21 protein-coding genes and 1 pseudogene are annotated in these 17,978 nt (G+C 41.7%); 20 read left to right on the forward strand and 2 right to left on the reverse strand.

What is annotated here, in order from left to right; all coding sequences use genetic code 11:
* Window position 1: 1 nt before the first annotated feature.
* From radA to rpsI, 20 genes and pseudogenes are all read left to right on the forward strand, one after another.
* Window positions 2-1,366 carry a DNA repair protein RadA gene (gene radA, locus G576_RS0101885; RefSeq protein WP_037618216.1) on the forward strand — a complete coding sequence of 455 codons (1,365 nt, stop codon included), beginning with the start codon at window positions 2-4 and terminating at the stop codon, window positions 1,364-1,366.
* A 44-nt stretch (window positions 1,367-1,410) separates the two neighbouring features.
* The gene (locus G576_RS12100; protein ID WP_245563000.1) at window positions 1,411-1,737 is read left to right on the forward strand and encodes a GNAT family N-acetyltransferase; all 327 of its coding nucleotides are present in this window, start codon (window positions 1,411-1,413) and stop codon (window positions 1,735-1,737) included.
* A 141-nt stretch (window positions 1,738-1,878) separates the two neighbouring features.
* On the forward strand, window positions 1,879-2,106 hold the full coding sequence (locus G576_RS0101895; RefSeq protein ID WP_037618219.1) for a GlsB/YeaQ/YmgE family stress response membrane protein: 228 nt from the start codon (window positions 1,879-1,881) through the stop codon (window positions 2,104-2,106).
* A 188-nt stretch (window positions 2,107-2,294) separates the two neighbouring features.
* Window positions 2,295-3,032 carry a TIGR00266 family protein gene (locus G576_RS0101900; protein ID WP_037618222.1) on the forward strand — a complete coding sequence of 246 codons (738 nt, stop codon included), beginning with the start codon at window positions 2,295-2,297 and terminating at the stop codon, window positions 3,030-3,032.
* Between the two features lie 130 nt (window positions 3,033-3,162).
* The gene (locus G576_RS0101905) at window positions 3,163-3,609 is read left to right on the forward strand and encodes a LytTR family DNA-binding domain-containing protein (RefSeq protein WP_027973131.1); all 447 of its coding nucleotides are present in this window, start codon (window positions 3,163-3,165) and stop codon (window positions 3,607-3,609) included.
* A gap of 3 nt (window positions 3,610-3,612) precedes the next feature.
* Window positions 3,613-4,278, forward strand: coding sequence for a LiaF transmembrane domain-containing protein (locus tag G576_RS0101910; RefSeq protein WP_027973132.1), 666 nt, complete (start codon window positions 3,613-3,615; stop codon window positions 4,276-4,278).
* Between the two features lie 75 nt (window positions 4,279-4,353).
* The gene (locus G576_RS0101915) at window positions 4,354-5,049 is read left to right on the forward strand and encodes an AzlC family ABC transporter permease (protein ID WP_027973133.1); all 696 of its coding nucleotides are present in this window, start codon (window positions 4,354-4,356) and stop codon (window positions 5,047-5,049) included.
* Entirely contained in the window at window positions 5,042-5,365 is a 324-nt protein-coding gene (locus G576_RS0101920; protein WP_027973134.1) for an AzlD domain-containing protein, read from the forward strand. The genes G576_RS0101915 and G576_RS0101920 overlap by 8 nt, the downstream gene beginning before the upstream one ends.
* Window positions 5,366-5,496: 131 nt before the next feature.
* On the forward strand, window positions 5,497-6,522 hold the full coding sequence (locus G576_RS0101925; protein ID WP_027973135.1) for a threonine aldolase family protein: 1,026 nt from the start codon (window positions 5,497-5,499) through the stop codon (window positions 6,520-6,522).
* 9 nt (window positions 6,523-6,531) lie between these two features.
* Window positions 6,532-7,683 carry an MFS transporter gene (locus G576_RS0101930; protein WP_027973136.1) on the forward strand — a complete coding sequence of 384 codons (1,152 nt, stop codon included), beginning with the start codon at window positions 6,532-6,534 and terminating at the stop codon, window positions 7,681-7,683.
* 75 nt (window positions 7,684-7,758) lie between these two features.
* On the forward strand, window positions 7,759-8,631 hold the full coding sequence (gene rsgA, locus G576_RS0101935; RefSeq protein WP_027973137.1) for a ribosome small subunit-dependent GTPase A: 873 nt from the start codon (window positions 7,759-7,761) through the stop codon (window positions 8,629-8,631).
* A 7-nt stretch (window positions 8,632-8,638) separates the two neighbouring features.
* The gene (gene rpe, locus G576_RS0101940; RefSeq protein WP_027973138.1) at window positions 8,639-9,301 is read left to right on the forward strand and encodes a ribulose-phosphate 3-epimerase; all 663 of its coding nucleotides are present in this window, start codon (window positions 8,639-8,641) and stop codon (window positions 9,299-9,301) included.
* Window positions 9,285-9,923, forward strand: coding sequence for a thiamine diphosphokinase (locus G576_RS0101945; RefSeq protein WP_037618226.1), 639 nt, complete (start codon window positions 9,285-9,287; stop codon window positions 9,921-9,923). Before rpe ends, G576_RS0101945 begins: the two co-directional genes overlap by 17 nt.
* A 1-nt stretch (window position 9,924) precedes the next feature.
* Window positions 9,925-11,217, forward strand: a complete 1,293-nt coding sequence (locus tag G576_RS0101950; protein ID WP_027973140.1) for a DNA recombination protein RmuC — start codon at window positions 9,925-9,927, stop codon at window positions 11,215-11,217.
* Window positions 11,204-12,142, forward strand: coding sequence for a 3'-5' exoribonuclease YhaM family protein (locus G576_RS0101955; RefSeq protein WP_027973141.1), 939 nt, complete (start codon window positions 11,204-11,206; stop codon window positions 12,140-12,142). Before G576_RS0101950 ends, G576_RS0101955 begins: the two co-directional genes overlap by 14 nt.
* Window positions 12,143-12,237: 95 nt before the next feature.
* On the forward strand, window positions 12,238-13,053 hold the full coding sequence (purR, locus tag G576_RS0101960; protein ID WP_027973142.1) for a pur operon repressor: 816 nt from the start codon (window positions 12,238-12,240) through the stop codon (window positions 13,051-13,053).
* A gap of 295 nt (window positions 13,054-13,348) precedes the next feature.
* Window positions 13,349-13,939 carry a hypothetical protein gene (locus G576_RS0101965; protein WP_027973143.1) on the forward strand — a complete coding sequence of 197 codons (591 nt, stop codon included), beginning with the start codon at window positions 13,349-13,351 and terminating at the stop codon, window positions 13,937-13,939.
* Between the two features lie 372 nt (window positions 13,940-14,311).
* Window positions 14,312-15,264 (forward strand): annotated as a pseudogene (locus G576_RS12105) (IS30 family transposase).
* Between the two features lie 211 nt (window positions 15,265-15,475).
* On the forward strand, window positions 15,476-15,922 hold the full coding sequence (rplM, locus tag G576_RS0101975; RefSeq protein WP_024391353.1) for a 50S ribosomal protein L13: 447 nt from the start codon (window positions 15,476-15,478) through the stop codon (window positions 15,920-15,922).
* Window positions 15,923-15,943: 21 nt separating this feature from the next.
* Window positions 15,944-16,336, forward strand: coding sequence for a 30S ribosomal protein S9 (rpsI, locus tag G576_RS0101980; protein ID WP_018164140.1), 393 nt, complete (start codon window positions 15,944-15,946; stop codon window positions 16,334-16,336).
* Window positions 16,337-16,443: 107 nt separating this feature from the next.
* Here the strand turns inward: rpsI and G576_RS0101985 are convergent, their stop codons facing one another.
* Complete coding sequence (locus G576_RS0101985; RefSeq protein WP_027973144.1) at window positions 16,444-17,664, reverse strand: site-specific integrase; 1,221 nt, start codon at window positions 17,662-17,664, stop codon at window positions 16,444-16,446.
* Between the two features lie 42 nt (window positions 17,665-17,706).
* On the reverse strand, window positions 17,707-17,976 hold the full coding sequence (locus G576_RS0101990; RefSeq protein ID WP_027973145.1) for a helix-turn-helix domain-containing protein: 270 nt from the start codon (window positions 17,974-17,976) through the stop codon (window positions 17,707-17,709).
* Window positions 17,977-17,978: the final 2 nt, after the last annotated feature.

Consider the following 17,978-nt stretch of genomic DNA (forward strand, 5'->3'; position numbering starts at 1 on the left):
AATGGCTAAGAAAAAATCAACTTTTGTTTGCCAAGAATGTGGCTACCATTCGCCCAAATATCTTGGGCGTTGTCCAAACTGTTCGTCGTGGACTTCTTTTGTGGAAGAAGTTGAAGTTCAGGAAGTCAAAAATGCCCGTGTTAGTTTGACCGGTGAAAAGAGCAAACCAACCAAGCTTAAGGATGTTTCTTCGATTAACTACGCCCGCACCAAGACAGATATGGGAGAGTTTAACCGTGTATTGGGTGGCGGTGTGGTTCCTGGTAGTTTGGTTCTTATCGGTGGTGACCCCGGTATCGGGAAATCAACCCTTTTACTTCAAGTCTCCACCCAACTAGCTAATAAGGGTATAGTCCTTTACGTTTCTGGGGAAGAATCAGCAGAGCAAATTAAACTGCGTAGTGAGCGCCTGGGTGACATTGATAATGAGTTTTACCTCTATGCTGAGACCAATATGCAGGCTGTACGTAGCCAGATTGAACAGATTAAACCTGATTTTCTCGTCATAGACTCTATTCAGACCATTATGAGCCCTGATATTTCGGGGGTTCAAGGGTCGGTATCGCAAGTGCGTGAAGTGACGGCAGAGCTGATGCAACTGGCCAAGACAAATAATATTGCAACCTTTATCGTTGGTCATGTGACTAAGGAGGGGCAACTGGCTGGACCGCGTATGTTGGAACATATGGTGGACACGGTGCTTTATTTTGAAGGGGAACGTCATCACACTTTCCGTATTCTGCGTGCTGTGAAAAATCGTTTTGGTTCAACCAACGAAATTGGCATTTTTGAAATGCAATCGGGAGGTCTGGTTGAGGTGCTTAATCCCAGCCAAGTTTTCTTAGAAGAACGTTTGGACGGAGCAACAGGCTCTGCTATTGTCGTGACAATGGAAGGTAGTCGTCCAATTTTGGCGGAAGTACAAGCCTTGGTGACACCGACAGTCTTTGGAAATGCCAAACGCACCACAACGGGTTTAGATTTTAATCGCGTCAGTCTGATTATGGCTGTTTTAGAAAAGCGTTGCGGACTTCTTTTGCAAAACCAAGATGCCTATCTTAAGTCAGCAGGGGGAGTGAAACTAGATGAGCCAGCGATTGATTTGGCTGTCGCGGTAGCTATTGCCTCAAGCTATAAGGAAAGGCCGACCAATCCCCAAGAAGCCTTCATCGGTGAAATTGGCCTGACTGGGGAAATCCGTCGTGTCACACGTATCGAGCAACGCATCAACGAAGCGGCAAAGCTTGGCTTTACCAAAGTTTATGCTCCTAAAAATGCCCTGCAAGGCATTGAGGTGCCAAAAGATATTCAGGTCATCGGAGTGACAACGGTTGGCGAAGTTTTAAAGAAAGTATTTGACAAATGATCATTAGAGAAGCTATCCCAGAAGATTGTGGGTAAATTTATCGCTTGTACCAAGAAGAAGGTTGGGAAAGTTTTACACTTGATAAAATCCAGAAACTTGTGGAGAGTTCCTACTGGCTAGTTTTAGAAAATGAAGGAGAGATTGTCGGCTTTGTCAGGTATTTGACCGATAAGCTGATGACCACCTATCTCTGTGAATTAGTGGTAGCTGAGAATCATCGTTGTAAGGGTTACGCCAGTCAAATGATTTCGGAAATTAGCATCAGGCACCCCAAAACTCGAATTGATTTGATTTCAGAGGCCGATGGCTTCTACGATCGCCTGCAGTTTAGAAGCGTTGGTTCAGGTCGTCGAAAAAGCATGTCACCCTAGCTGCCAAACTTACCATTGCTACCTAGATTGATTATAATAATAGTGAAAGGAATGCTTAATTGCTTAGCAAGATAAGTATGGGACAAGCACGCGTTTTAGATTGGAAATGATGGCTAAGACAAGAGTCATGGGTATATTACTATGATTTGGTCCTTATTAGTTGGTTTTCTAATTGGTTCACTAGCTGGGATTTTTACAGAACGTAAATACGGCTGTATTGGAACGAGTTTAGCTGGTCTAGCTGGTTCTTGGGTAGGACAGAGTCTCTTTGGAAACTGGGGACCTAGCCTTGCAGGTATGGCGATTATTCCCTCTGTTTTTGGGGCAGCTATCGTCATCGCTGTGCTTTCTTATTTCTTTGATCGCTAGTCATCTGGTCAGTCTCACTTGAGGCTGATTTTTTTGAAAAAGCCAGAGGCGGCTAATGACTTTAGTCTTAAAAAGTGATTTGGTTTTTCTTTGACAAGTTGTTAGAAATACAATATAATTGTCTTATAGAATTAACACAAAAAGCACAGCTATTTTCAAAAAGAAAGAGGTTCAAATTGGATAATCGAATGAAATACACAATTGACAGCAATATGCAATTTCCACTGGTAGAAATTGATCTTGAAGCAGGTGAGTCAGCCTACATCCAGCAAGGATCGATGGTTTATCATACACCCAGTGTGACCCTAAACACCCGTCTGAATGCTCGTGGGGACTCGGGTCTTGGCAAGTTAATAGGAGCTATCGGTCGCTCAATGACATCTGGAGAGTCTATGTTTATCACTCAGGCAGTCTCGAACGCTAATGATGGCAAACTGGCTCTATCCCCTTCAATGCCTGGTCAGGTCATTGCTTTGGAACTGGGGGCCAAACAGTACCGACTCAATGATGGTGCCTTTCTAGCTTTGGACGGTTCTGCTCAGTATAAGATGGAACGCCAGTCAGTTGGTCGCGCCTTTTTTGGCGGGCAAGGCGGTCTCTTTGTCATGACGACTGAGGGAGAAGGGACTCTATTAGCAAATAGCTTTGGCTCCATCAAAAAACTTGTCCTCAATGGCGATAGTATTACCATTGATAACGCTCATGTAGTAGCTTGGAGCAAGGAACTAGATTATGATATTCACCTAGAAAATGGCTTTTTACAGTCCATTGGTACAGGAGAGGGGATTGTTAATACTTTCCGAGGTTACGGTGAAATTTACGTGCAAAGTCTCAATATCGAAACCTTCTCTCGTGTTGTGGGTAGCCATATCTCTCTAGGAGGCGGAGATGATGGTGGAGGTTCTTTCCTTGGTAACCTTTTCTAAAATGACTGAAAGAATCCATGCAAGTTTGGATTCTTTTTTTGACGACTTACTGGCAATAAGTGACCACTTACCCAAAAGCTCTTGTTATTTGAAAAAGCCCTGCTATAATAAAAAATGAAAGGAGGACATGATGAAAGTTAAAATTGAAATAGATGACAGTTTAGACGATGTTGAAGTTGTGATTAAGGCTAGTCACCTATCTGCCCAGGTGGAGCATCTCCAGCAGGTTTTAGCTCAGGTCAGTCGTCCTCCTCTGATTTTCTACAAGGGAAGTAGCGAATATTTTATCAATTTGATAGATGTTCTCTTTTTTGAGACAGATGGGGATAAGATTTTTGGGCATACTGGAAGTAAGGCTTACGAGGTCAAACTTGAGCTTTATGAGCTTGAAGACTACCTGCCCAGCTATTTTTGTCGGGTGGCAAAAAGTACCATTGTCAATATCAAACAGATTTATTCTCTGGATAAGTCTTTCTCGGGGACATCAACTATTCGTTTTTACGAAACCCACAAGCAGGTGCATGTCTCGCGACATTATTATCAATTTTTAAAAGAAAAATTACAGGAAATGAGGTAAGTTATGAACAGCAAAAAAAACATCTTTTGGGGACTGGTGCTGATTGGCGCAGCAGGGCTCATTATTTTTAGAGACCAGTTGCCAAGCTTGGGTTTGCCTCTTTGGAAGTTATTTTTAGTTGTCTATGCTATTATTGAAAGTGTGACCTATCTTTTTAGAAAAGACATTCATTTAGCTTATGCAGGGGGAGCGGTCGCCTTTATTACCCTAAACAGTGAGTATCACTGGCTCGTGATTGGCACTTGGCATCTTATCTTAGCTGCCGTTTTAATCTACATTGGTCTTCAGCTTATTTTTCCTCGGTGGGGGAAATGGCAGGGCTATGTGAGGAAAAATGGCAGAGTTGAAGCTTTGATTGGCAAGGGCATGGGCTCTGGTACTCGTTACATCAATGATGATAATTTTGTTCATGGCGATGCTGATATCGTATTTAGTACTTCAAGCATTTATTTCGATAATGCGGTCATTCTAGGCGATAAGGCAAGCTTTAATCTAGATGTAGTCTTTGGTAGCGCTACCCTGTACCTCCCTCGGAATTGGGCAGTTGATGTTCAAAGTGACAATGTCTTCAGCCGAGTTGATTGTCAGCCACCAAAGGCAGAAACCGATAAGATTTTGCACATCAGAGGTGATTTAGTTTTCTCTAATCTCACAGTCCTCTATATTTAATTGAAAGCGGTTTGGAACTTTCCAAGCCCTTTTCTTTGTGTTAAAATAGGAACAATATAGAAACGAGAGGTTTTTATGAGAGAGTGTGAGTGGCGTCTGGGAGCTAGGGCTGCGGTTCCGACGGTTTTGGGCTACTTGTCTATTGGTCTGGCTTATGGGATTGTAGCTAACGAGACAGGATTATCGCCTTTTGAGACCCTTTTGACCAGTCTTTTTGTCTATTCGGGTTCTGGCCAGTTTGTACTTTGTGCCCTTCTTTTGGCTGGGGCTGATTTAGCCAGTATTGCTTTGACGGTTTTTTTGACCAATCTCCGTCATTTTCTTATGAATCTGCACACTGCAACGCTTTTTCCAAAAGACAAGCTATGGGAACAGGTACTAATTGGCTCTTTTATGACTGATGAGAGCTATGGGGTTCTTTTAGGGCAAAAGGTCACAGCGGGGCAGGCAAGTCTAGCTTGGATGTATGGTAACAATTTCGCTTCTTATGCTTCATGGTGCTTAGCGACCACTATGGGAGCTGCACTTGGAAAACTCTTGCCAAATCCAGCCGCTTTAGGCATTGACTTTGCCCTCATAGCCATGTTTGTGGCCATCTTTTCAGGACAGTTAGCGGGCATGGCCAAACGTTTGCCCCTAAAGAAAATTGGTATGGTTTTGCTAACGGTCATGGTGACTTATTTGCTGGCGGGTTATTTTATGACGGGTTCTCTGGCGGTGCTTGTAGCGACTCTGACCGCATGCCTTGTGGGGGTGATGACTGATGACTAGAACTTACCTGTTTGTAGCCATTTTGCTGGCGACCGTAGTCACTTGGTTACCTAGGGGTTTGCCCTATGTTATCGTTAGGATGGTTACACTTCCCGACAAAGTCATCCGCTTTTTCAACTACCTGCCTATTTCAATTATCTTTGCTCTGATTTTATCAAGCGTCGTGACGACAGAGGTTGGAGGCTCACCTTCTGTGAAATTGGCAGAGCTGATGGCTATCATACCGACATTTATAGTGATGTTGCGAACCAAGAATGTTATGTTGACTGTTTTGATTGGTTGCGCCAGCATGGCTGTGTTGAGACTTCTATTTTAAAAAATAAGGAAAGGAAAGCTGGTGAGCGTGTATCATTGAGCACGCCTAGGATGTTTTAGAAAAAAATATAGGTATCTTCGTTGCCTTTTCTATTTTCTTTTGCATCGCTTAACGGCTTTGTATATTGATTTATGTTGCATTTTGAAAATGATTACAATGAGGGTGTCCACCCAGCTCTGTTGCAGGCCTTGGTGGAGACTAATCACATCAATTTATCAGGGTATGGCACTGACTCCTACACGCAAAGCGCAGCAGATAAGATTCGCAAGGCGTGCGCCTGCCCTCAAGCCCAGGTTCAATTTGTGACAGGTGGTACTCAGGCTAATCAACTGGTTATCAACAGTCTCTTGACTTCCTACGAGGGAGTTCTGGCTGCTGAGACGGGGCATATTGCCACTCACGAAGCTGGGGCGATTGAATTTTCAGGTCATAAAGTTCTACCCTTGCCTCATAAGGAGGGCAAGATTTCAGCTCAGGATGTGAAAAAACATTTGGAAGATTTTTACGCTGATGGTAACCATGAACACATGGTTTTTCCTGGCATGGTCTATATTTCTCATCCTACTGAGTACGGTACGCTTTATACAAAAGCTGAGCTTGAATCCTTATCCAATATTTGCGATGCTTATCAGATTCCCCTTTTTATGGATGGAGCTCGTCTGGGTTACGCTTTAGGAGCTGAAGAAAATGAGCTGACGCTGCCAATCATTTCTAAGCTCTGCCATGTCTTTTATATCGGTGGTACCAAGATGGGAGCCCTGGCGGGAGAAGCTATCGTCTTCACCAAGCAAAACATGCCCAAGCACTTTACCGCTATCGTCAAGCAACACGGGGCTTTAGTGGCAAAAGGTCGTCTTTTTGGTGTGCAGTTTGACCGCTTCTTTGCAGATAATCTCTACACTGAGATTGGCCGCTCTGCCATTTTCCTGGCTAAGCAGCTGAGAGCTCTCCTCAAGGAAAAAGGTTATCGCTTTTATCTGGAAAGTCCGACCAACCAGCAGTTTTTGATTATGGAAAATCGTAAATTGGAAAAATTAGGTCAATCCGTCGTCTATAGTTTTTGGGAAAAATACGACGAAAATCACACAGTCATTCGTCTAGCTACCTCTTGGTCAACCACTCAGGAAGATATAGACTCCTTAGCAGAAGAATTATAGAAAGAAAACATGAAAGAATTGATGAAAAAGGTCAGCCTTTTAGGGCTTTCCTTCATGCTGGTGACCCCTTTTGCGGTCTCATCGGCCTTACCAGATATGCTGGTTTACTATGGGAATTTAGGCTATTCAACAGCTCAGGTGGAGTTGCTCTTTTCCTTGTCATCCTTGATGATTTTAGGAGTCCTTCTTGCCTCACCGTTGATTAACCGCCTCTTTTCTGAACGCCAAGCTCTCATCACGGGTCTTTTAATGGTTAGTTTTGGTGGTGTCTTGCCGACTCTAACCCAGCTTTATCCGCTGGTCTTTGCTTCGCGCTTGATTTTGGGTTTTGGTGTCGGCCTGATGAATGCCCATGCTATCAATATTATCAGCCACTATTATCAGGGACAGGAGAGGACCAAGCTTCTTGGATTGCGGGGTTCTTCGGAGGTCTTAGGTTCTGCTACCTTGACATTTTTAGCAGGTCAGTTACTGACGCTGGGCTGGGAAAAATCCTATCTCGTTTATCTGATTGGTCTCATCATGCTGGGACTCTATCTTATCTTTGTACCAAAGGATAAACAGGAGGTACGAACAGAAGTAGCCAACCATAAAGTAACGCTTACAAGAAAACAAATCCTCTATCTGGTTTCGCTAGCCTTTTATGCAGGCTTTGTCATTTTGCTTAACACGGCCAACACCCTTCGTATTCCAGTTTTCGTAGAAAGTCTTAAAATTGGGACAGCCAGTCAAGCTAGTTTTATCTTGACTGCTATGATGTTGATGGGAATTGTTGCAGGAACTGTTTTCGGACAAGCTCTATCACTCCTTAAAAAGTGGTTTATGCCAGCCGTGGCTATTCTATTAGGGCTTGGCATGCTGGTTATTTGGCAGAGCCATTCCCTCTTTATGATTGGACTTGGGGCGGTCGTGACGGGGATTGTTTACAATTTAGGGGTCACCCTCGTTTTTCATAAAGTCTCTGAAAGGTTTCCATCCCATCAGCTTGGAAAGGCAACGACTCTTGTCCTTCTAGGCTGTAATTTGGGAGGTGGTGGCGCAGCTTTTGCCCTCCAAGCCATCGGGCTATTTAGTTCTGACAGCTCAACTGCTTTTCTGGTTTTAGGAAGTCTCAGCTTGGTTTTGGGTCTAGCCTTATTACCAAAAGCAATCAAAAGTTAAGAATGAGCGGTTTAGGCCGTTCATTTTTAGTATTTTTTGGTAAAATAGTACTATCAAACCCTATAAGGAGTTCATTTGCAAGGAAAAATTATTAAGTCTCTGGCTGGCTTTTACTATGTAGAGGCGCAAGGGCAAGTTTATCAGACGCGAGCGAGGGGAAATTTTCGCAAAAAAGGTCAGACACCTTATGTCGGTGATGAGGTGGAGTTTTCTGCTGAGGAAAATTCCGAGGGCTACATTTTAGCCATTCATGAGCGAAAGAATGCATTGGTGCGTCCTCCCATTGTTAATATAGACCAGGCGGTGGTTATCATGTCGGCCAAAGAGCCAGATTTTAATAGCAATCTTTTGGACCGTTTCTTAGTTCTCTTGGAGCACAAAAATATCCAGCCTGTGGTCTATATTTCTAAGCTAGATTTGTTGAAAAGCAGGGCTGAAATGGATGATATTCGCCATCACTATGAAGCCATTGGTTATGATTTTTGTTATAATTTGGACGACTTGCTGCCGCTGTTGAAAGATAAAATCACCGTCTTTATGGGACAGACAGGCGTCGGAAAATCAACCCTGCTCAATAAAATTGCTCCCGACCTCGAACTGGCAACAGGAGAAATTTCAGACAGTTTAGGACGGGGACGCCACACCACGCGCGCGGTCAGTCTTTATAACGTTTATGATGGTAAAATTGCTGATACGCCCGGTTTTTCTTCTTTAGACTACGAAGTCTCAACGGCTGAAGACTTAACAGCCGCTTTTCCGGAGCTGAAAGAGCTTAGCCGAGACTGTAGATTCCGCTCCTGTACCCACACCCATGAGCCGAGCTGCGCCGTTAAGGAAGCTCTGGAAGCCGGTCAACTTTGGCAAGTACGCTATGATAATTACCTTCAATTTCTCTCGGAAATTGAAAATCGTCGTGAAGTTTATAAAAAAGTTATCAAAAGAAAGTAGGTTTTTCATGTCACACTACAAAATTGCTCCTTCAATTTTAGCAGCAGACTACGCTAACTTTGCCAGCGAGCTCCGTCGTATCGAAGAGACTGATGCTGAGTACGTTCATATTGATATCATGGATGGTCAGTTTGTGCCAAATATCAGCTTTGGTGCTGATGTGGTTGCTAGCATGCGTAAGCATTCAAAATTAGTTTTTGATGTTCACCTCATGGTGGTCAATCCTGAGCGTTATGTGGATGCCATGGCACACGCTGGTGCGGATATCATGACCGTTCATACAGAAGCCACCATCCATATCCACGGTGCTCTGCAAAAAATTAAGGCTGCTGGCATGAAAGCTGGTGTGGTAATTAATCCAGGAACACCGGTCGAAGCTCTGATTCCAGTTCTTGATTTGGTTGACCAGGTTCTCATCATGACGGTTAACCCAGGTTTCGGGGGTCAGGCCTTTATCCCTGAATGCCTCGAAAAGGTGGCGCGTGTAGCTGAACTTCGTGACCAAAAAGGTTTGACTTTTGATATTGAAGTTGACGGTGGCGTTGATGATAACACTATCAAAGCCTGTGCGGTAGCCGGAGCCAACGTTTTTGTAGCGGGCTCTTACCTCTTTAAAGCAAACGACTTGGTGGCTCAGGTTGGGACTTTGCGACATGCTCTTGACGCCTAAGATTGCCCTTGTAGCAGGTGGGGACTGGTCGCCTATTGAGACAGCTTTTGACTTATACGTGGCTGTCGATAGGGCCTGCCTTACTCTTTTGGAAAAAAAGCTGCCGCTGGACTGGGCGATTGGGGATTTTGATTCGGTTTCTGTTTTAGAACGGGAAGGCATTCAGGCTGCCGCTGAACAATTCACATTAGCACCTGCGGAAAAAGAAGATACAGATACGGAATTAGCTCTCAAGCTGATTTTTGAGGCTTACCCAGAAGCGCAAGTGACGATTTTTGGAGCTTTTGGTGGCCGTTTGGATCACCTTGTATCTAATCTCTTTCTGCCTTCGGACCCTGCGCTAGCTCCTTTTATGGCTCAAATCAGTCTAGTAGACTCACAAAATCATATCTCCTACCTGTCAGCTGGAAAGCACCAGCTTTTTCCAAAAAACGAAAGATACATCTCCTTTATGCTGGAGGGCGAGGGGAAGTTGGAAATTTCAGGTGCCAAATATGAGCTGAGCGCCAGCAACTTTTTCAGAAAGAAAATCTACTCCAGCAATGAATTTACGAATAATCCTATAGAGGTGACTGTGCCGTCGGGCTATCTGGTCGTCCTCCGAACGCGAGATAGGAGCTAGTATGGAACTTTTTTTACTAATCATAGCTGTTACTAGCCTCCTGGTGTCGCTGGTCATATGGCTAAAAGTAGCAGAATTAAAATCGAACATTGATAAACAACTGGACAACCATGCGGATAACCTATCCGAGCAGATCTCCTACCAGTTGTCACATCTCTCTAAAGAACAAGAGCTAGCTCTTGCCCAACACGTCAACCGTTTGCAGTCAGATCTCTATCATCAGCTGACAGACTTACGAGATGTCCTTCATGAAAATCTAACGGAAAATCGCAACCAATCTGACCAACGTCTGGCCATGATAAACCAAAACTTGACCCAGTCGGTGAAAGAGTTGCAGTCTTCTAACGAAGAACGCCTTGAGCAAATGCGCCAAACCGTTGAAGAAAAGTTGGAAAAAACTTTGCAGAATCGTCTGCAAGCCTCCTTTGAGACGGTTTCTAAACAATTGGAGTCGGTCAATCAAGGTTTGGGCGAAATGAAAACCGTCGCTCAAGATGTTGGGGCACTCAACAAGGTTCTCTCGAATACTAAAACTCGCGGTATTTTAGGTGAATTACAGTTGGGACAGATTATCGAAGATATCTTGACTGAAAGTCAGTACGAACGAGAATTTGCCACAGTCTCTAGCTCGAGCGAGCGTGTTGAGTACGCCATCAAGCTCCCAGGAACCAGTCAGGACGATTATGTTTATCTGCCTATTGATTCCAAATTTCCTTTGGAGGATTACTATCGTCTGGAAGAAGCCTACGAGACCGGTGATAAGGAACAGATTGATCTGCACCGCAAAAAACTTCTGGGTTCTATCAAGCGTTTTGCCAAGGATATTCAGACCAAGTACCTCAATCCGCCTGAGACGACCAATTTTGGCGTTATGTTTTTACCAACCGAAGGTCTCTACTCAGAGGTGGTGCGTAATGCAGACTTCTTTGATAAATTACGCCGTGAAGAAAATATCGTAGTGGCAGGACCGTCGACCTTATCTGCCCTTCTCAACTCCCTATCAGTTGGCTTTAAAACCCTGAACATCCAAAAAAATGCTGACGATATCAGCAAGATTTTGGGTAATGTTAAGAGTGAATTTGGCAAGTTTGGAGGCATGTTAGTCAAAGCGCAGCGGCAACTCAATACAGCTTCAAAAACTGTGGATAGCCTCCTGACGACACGAACAAATGCCATTATCAGAGCCCTAAATACTGTTGAAACCTACCAAGATCAGGCGACTCAGTCCCTGCTCAATCTTCCGATTGAAGATGACCAGATTTTTCTAGATGAGGATACCAATGAAAATAGCTAAGATGAAACAAGACCAGCTTTTTGAAGGATTTTACCTAATCAAATCAGCTGAAGTCAGAAAAACGCGTGCTGGTAAGGATTATATTTCTTTTACATTCCAAGATGACTCAGGAGAAATCTCAGGAAATCTTTGGGACGCTCAGCCTTATAATGTCGAAGAATTTGTGGCCGGCAAGGTAGTCTTTATGAAGGGACGCCGTGAAATCTACAATGGGACACCACAGGTTAACCAAATTACTCTCAGAAATCCGAGAGATGGGGAACCTTCTGACCCATCAGAGTTCAAGGAAAAACCACCTGTCAAGGCCAGTGATGTCAAGGACTATTTAGAACAGGTTATGTTTCGCATTGAAAACGCCACTTGGCAACGAATTGTCAGAAATCTTTATCGTAAATACGACAAAGAGTTTTACCTTTTCCCAGCAGCCAAAACCAATCATCATGCCTTTGAGACAGGTCTTGCCTATCATACGGCAACTATGGTGCGTTTAGCAGACGCTATCGGTGATATTTATCCAGACCTTAATAAGAGCTTGCTCTTTGCGGGCATCATGCTCCACGACTTGGCTAAAGTTATTGAGTTATCTGGTCCTGATAATACAGAGTACACAGTACGTGGCAATCTGATTGGGCACATTGCCCTTATCAATGAGGAAATCACAAAGGCAATAGCAGAGCTACAAATTGATGATGACAAGGAAGAAGTGACAGTGCTTCGTCATGTTATTCTTAGCCACCATGGGCAATTAGAATATGGTAGTCCCGTTCGTCCACGGATTATGGAAGCTGAGATTCTCCACATGATTGATAACATAGATGCCGAAATGATGATGATGACGACAGCTCTCAGCCGCATTTCAGAAGGTGAGATGACCAGTAAGATTTTTGCTATGGATAATCGCTCTTTCTACAAGCCAAAATACTAAAATAAACGAAAAAGTGAACGTTTTTCAAGTGAAATGTTCGCTTTTTATGTGTCTTATGGTATAATAACAGAAAAGATGATAAGAAAGAGGAGCCTATGAAGTTACGTCGTAGCGAACGCATGGTAGTTATTGCAAACTACCTCATTAACAACCCCTATATTTTAACAAGTCTAAATACTTTTGCGGAGCAATATGAGGCGGCTAAATCTTCTATTTCAGAGGATATTTCCATTATCAAAAAAGCCTTTGAAGAAGCAGGTATTGGTCAGATTGATACCGTTACTGGCGCTAGCGGAGGCGTCATTTTCACACCTGGTATCGCTGAGAGTGAGGCGCGTGTTATCGTTGAGGAACTTTGTCAGAGCCTTTCAGAGAGCGATCGTATTCTGCCAGGAGGCTATATCTATTTGTCAGACCTACTTAGTACACCATCTATTCTGCAAAATGTTGGTCGTATTATTGCTAATGCCTTTCAAGGAGAGAAGATTGACGCTGTCATGACTGTAGCTACCAAGGGGGTTCCTTTGGCAAATGCTGTCGCAAATGTTCTCAATGTTCCCTTCGTTATTGTACGTCGTGATTTGAAAATCACCGAAGGATCTACAGTCTCAGTCAACTACGCTTCGGGATCAAGCGATCGTATCGAAAAAATGTTCTTATCTAAGCGCAGCTTAAAACCAAACAGCCGTGTCCTTATCGTGGATGACTTTTTGAAAGGTGGAGGGACTATTACAGGTATGACGAGTCTTTTGAACGAGTTTGACTCAACTCTTGTAGGTGTGGCAGTCTTTGCAGACAACACTCAAGAAACTCGCGAGAATTTTGCCTATAAGTCTTTGCTTAGTGTTTCAGAAATTGATGTTAAGAATAATAAAGTCACCGTTGAAGTCGGGAATATTTTTGATGCATAAAGAAATCATAATCACCCGTTTTCTCTGGTAGTTATGACTCAAGTAACTGACTGCGTGATTTGTTCGGCTCATTCTCAAAACTGATACCCTCCGGTGGAATCAGTCGAATGCCGAACCCAATTTAAAAAGCTGATGCATTTTGCACCAGCATTTTTATTTTTTAAGCGTTATCATTTTTATTATACTATAAATAATTTTTAAAAAAAAGACTTGTATTTTTTTGAAATAGTAGTATTTTATGAGTGTAAAGACTAGTCTCAACAAAAAAATCAATATTTTAGAAAGGAAATTTATCATGAAAAAACGTTCTCAAAAACTAGCTACATTAGCTATCTTAGGTATAACAATCAGTCCATTAGTTTTCTCAAGTGTTCCAGCGACACAAGTACTAGCTGATGAAAATACTGAAACTGTCAATGTCAGCCGAACTTTAACAGAATCTGAAACACAATTAGTAGATCAGTTTGTTACTATCAAAGACAATAGATTTGTTTTAAATGAAGAAAACACACTTTCTAAAGAAGTTGAATATCTAGCAAAACTGCAAATTGCAGATACTAACTTTAAAATTTCACAAGCAGAAAGAGAAGAAGGTATATTTACAAATAGTTATAATAAAACAATTGGTACTACAGAACTACTTTTTCGTTCCCCTGGCAAAAACGCAATTGAATTTTATTGGAATTATGTAAGAATTTATATTGACGCAAATAATTTAAGTTTAGCTCTCCAAGCAGGCTTTGCTATTGGAGGAATATACGCTCCTAGTCGTGCCGTCGAAATAGCATGCGCTTTATTAGGAATTGGATCAAGTCAAATAAAAGATGGAATTTGGTTCGATTTCAATTATCTTTGGGGTGGTGTAAATAATGCTGGATTCCAATAAACTAATTAAATCTTTTAATAATGCTAACCAAACATTAGGATTAATATTTATTTTTTCAATTGTCGTAACCAAATTAAACATCATAAATTTTTTTGATTTAATTTTAAATTCCTATATTTATTTGCTAATATTATACATCGGCTGGATTATAGCCTCTTATATCAGATTAAATAAAACATAACGCTATACTTAGCTCACTAAAAATTCAAAGTGATGATCGTAATAGAATCGCTATAGGAACCTAATAAAATGGGTTCCTTTTTCTTATAGTTCCGTCATTTTCTAAAATGAAGTTAGCCAGCTAAGAGAATGAAAAAGCATCTCAAAGAGATAGACTTGTAGTTCACCACAAACACAAGGAGACTCTTTAAGATGCACACTTATTATACCTCAAAAGGCAAGTACTTGAAAATAGCGGAGCGTCGCTTGATTGAATAGTGGAGAATAGAAGGAAAATCCAACCTTGAGATTGCGCGTTTGCTTGGAAAAGCTCCACAAACCATTAACAATGACATCAAGCGTGGTTTCGTTCGCCAAAAGTGCGAAAAGGAAAATTTGAAATGGTCTACTCTGCTAATTATGCTCAAAATCAGTATGAGAAGGCACGTGAACGTTCTGTCAGAAAGTGTCGCTTAGACAAGCCAATGAAGGAGAAAATTCTGCACTACATCAAGAAAAAATTCTCTCCTGAGATGATGGTCAAATCAAAAAAAGTAGATGTTCCAGCATCCACCATTTACTACTGGATTCATCATGGGCAATTAGGACAGACCTACAAGGATTTACTCTATGCTAGAAAGCCAAAAGCGCAAAAGAAACAAGCAAGATCTCGCTTCAAGCTAGCTGGAAAGTCGATTGAGGAACGACCTGACCACATTAATCAACGCCTTGAAAACGGCCGCTATGAGATTGATACAGTCATTCTCACGCAGAAGAAAAAACAGTGCCTGCTCACATTGACAGACCGTAGAAGTCGCCATCGGCTCATTAGACTGATTCCTGATAAGACCGCTCACTCCGTCAATCAGGCAGTCGATAGTATTCTCAAACACTATACCATCGCATCCATTACAGCCGATAATGGGACAGAATTTAACCGCCTCTCTGATGTTTTCCCCGAAGAACACATCTATTACGCTCACTCTTACTCCTCCTGGGAGAGGGGCACGAATGAGAATCATAACAGGCTTATCAGACGTTGGCTCCCAAAAGGCACAATGAAAACAACCCACAAACAGGTCGCTTTCATCGAAAATTGGATAAATAACTATCCTAAAAAATGTTTGAACTACATGTCACCTAGGCAATTTATCTTGAGTGGCTAACTTCTACTTGAAATTTAGCTTTCTTATAGTTCCGAACCATAAAAGGAAAAACAGACTCAAAGTACTTGCTTTGGTTCTGTTTTTTTGATATGATATTAGACGGTATTGTTTACCCCATTTGAAAGGCCCCGGAACCTTCCAAATACCTTTGGTGGGACGGAACACCCACCGCACTTGTAAACAAATAATCGCACTATATATAGGAGAAATCATGAACAAAACAACTTTTATGGCTAAACCAGGCCAAGTTGAACGTAAATGGTATGTCGTAGACGCTACTGATGTGCCACTTGGACGTCTTTCTGCAGTAGTTGCTAGCGTACTTCGCGGAAAAAATAAACCAACTTTCACACCACATACTGATACAGGTGATTTTGTTATCGTTATTAACGCTGAAAAAGTTAAATTGACTGGTAAAAAAGCAACTGATAAAGTGTACTACACTCACTCACTTCACCCAGGTGGCTTGAAATCAATCACTGCTGGTGAATTGCGTTCTAAAAATGCTGTTCGCCTGATTGAGAAATCAGTTAAAGGTATGCTTCCACACAACACTCTTGGACGCGCACAAGGTATGAAATTGAAAGTATTTGTTGGTAGCGAGCACACTCATGCTGCACAACAACCAGAAGTACTTGATATCTCAGGACTTATCTAAGAGGAAAGGAGCAAATAAAACATGGCACAAGCACAATATGCAGGTACTGGCCGTCGTAAGAACGCAGTTGCACGCGTTCGTTTGGTTCCAGGTACTGGTAAAATCACTGTAAATAAAAAAGATGTAGAAGAGTACATCCCACACGCTGACCTCCGTTTGGTCATCAACCAACCTTTCGCAGTTACCTCAACTCAAGGTTCATACGACGTTTTCGTTAACGTTGTAGGTGGTGGTTACGCTGGTCAATCAGGAGCTATCCGTCACGGTATCGCTCGCGCACTTCTTCAAGTAGACCCAGACTTCCGCGATTCATTGAAACGCGCAGGCCTTCTTACACGTGACGCTCGTATGGTTGAACGTAAGAAACCAGGTCTTAAGAAAGCACGTAAAGCTAGTCAGTTCTCAAAACGTTAATTATCCGCGAGAAATCAACGTTTCAAAGCACTCAAGAGTTTACCTCATGGGTGCTTTTTTCTATGCTTTTTACGAAAGTTTGCCCTAAAAGTTGCCCTAAATTTACCCTATTTATTTTGAATATGTTGATAGGCGAGGGTGCCAGCAGATAGAGGAACAACGTTTGAGGTGTTTACATAGGTTTTTGTTGTGATAGTGTCACTATGTGTCAGAGCCTCAGAAATGGCTTCTAGGCTCATTCCTGCCTGTCTAGCAAGTGTAGCACCTGTATGCCTTAGTTTATGTGGTGTGGCATGCTTTAAGCGTGGATGGCGTCTCCTTACTGAGTTCATTTTATTGTTCAGATAATCAACGTGTAAAGGGCTATTGACATTCCCTTTTGTATCGATATAAGTAAATACTAGCTGGTCAGGAGTTTGCATAATATCAAATTGTGCTAACTCTTGTTTTTGTTGTATTTTCCATTGGGATAGGAGTGTTACAAGGTAATAAGGGATAGAGAAAATTGTTTTCTTGTTTCCTTTTGTAGATTTCAAGTTTTTATATTTATCAAGAGCATTTTTCAGGTTAATTTCTGCCTTGTCTAAATCAATGTTTTTCCAATGCAGGGCATAAGATTCGGATTTTCTATCGTTTAGAATAAAGGTTGTAAAAAATAAGACATAGTCTTTCAACGATATTTTGTCATTGTCTAAATCTTCCTTAAATGCTTCAAACCATTCTTGTAACTCCTCGCTAGAAAGATACAATTCCTCTTCTATCTTGGATTCTTGGAGTTTAATTTTCTTAGTTGCCTTGATACGTTTAATAGTTTTAGATAATCTATTGCTTTCGATATATTCAAGTTCCTCAGCCCAATCGAAGATTGAATTTACGTAGCTACGAATGACTTTAAAGTTTGCATATTCTTCGGCTTTAGCCGTCATGAGATTAAGGACAACTTGTTTATTCTGATTGAGAAAATCTATCGAGAAATTTGCAAACATTGGTAAGATATGCCTTCTAAAAACAGTTTCAGTATTGTCAATAGTTACCTGTGTTGGCGGTTTAGTTGTTGAAGTAGTTTGTCCAGCTTTATAAGAGTCCCACCAAACATGCTTATAGAAGTCAGAAAATAAGATGTTTCCATCTTTAGAGAAGACGAGGTTTTCTCCGTTTTCAAGTTGATGTATCTTAGTTAAAATATCAAGCTCAGCTTCTTTAGCCTCCTTTCGTGTTTTATAGCGTTTGACAAAGTGAGTTCCTTTTATGCCCATTTTTGAACGGATTTCTTTTGGAATATACACTTTTAAGTTGTAGGTATTACTACTTGTTTTAGTAACAGTCATGATGTTCTCCTTGGTTAGAGTCAGGATATATCATTAGCAATATTATAGCATGCTTTTTTTACAAAGCCATCTATCAATCTCATTTTTATTAAAACGGACTGTTTTGCCGATTTTAATTACAGGAAGCCCTTTTTGAATCCAGCTATCTAATGTATTATTTGAAATACCTAGATATTGGCAAGTTTGTACCTTATTGAGATAAGGGCTATCTAATCCCAGATCTTCCTTGAAATGAGAGATCTCATGTTGTAGTAGATTCGCAATCATTGATTGAATTTCTTGTACTTGTTCTGTTGGTAAAATCACTTGCATGT

Source organism: Streptococcus porci DSM 23759 (assembly GCF_000423765.1).
Classification (GTDB): Bacteria; Bacillota; Bacilli; order Lactobacillales; family Streptococcaceae; genus Streptococcus; species Streptococcus porci.